Annotated in this window: 1 protein-coding gene; it reads left to right on the forward strand. The window is 47.6% G+C overall.

What is annotated here, in order from left to right; translation table 11 throughout:
- Positions 1–359 (forward strand): methylated-DNA--[protein]-cysteine S-methyltransferase (locus R7Q46_RS29210; RefSeq protein ID WP_318078586.1); only part of this gene is annotated, 359 nt, incomplete at its 5' end.
- Positions 360–563 lie beyond the last annotated feature (204 nt).

Raw genomic sequence — 563 nt, forward strand, 5'->3', positions numbered from 1 at the left:
GAGATGATCAGCATCCGATTTTGCGCCAAGCCGTCACCCAGTTGGACGAATACTTTTCGGGTCTGCGCAACGAATTTGATTTGCCTTTGGCAGCGACAGGTACCGATTTTCAAAATCAAGTGTGGCATGCGTTAACGACCATTCCATACGGCGAGACGTGGAGCTATCAAGATCTCGCCAACGCGATTGGCAACCCGAAAGCCGTGCGTGCGGTTGGGTTAGCAAATGGCAAGAACCCTATTTCCATTGTGGTGCCTTGTCATCGCGTTATTGGTAAAAGTGGCAAACTGACTGGGTATGCTGGTGGGGTAGAACGCAAACAACGTTTGCTCGCATTAGAGCAAGGTACACCACTTTAAGTGAGGCGATTCTCATATTGTTGTTTGGCGTGCAACGCACGGTTGAGAATTGTGTAGAGTGGTTTATTTACGAACAAGATAACAAAGGATAACAAGGGCATGTCTTTCAAAATGGATTTTGATGCATTCATGAGTGAGTGTTGGCAGCTGCACGAGGAAAAGCCAGTACAGGTTTATGCTCAGCTAGAAACGGCGCTGAATGAG

The organism is Vibrio sp. 811, assembly GCF_033339195.1.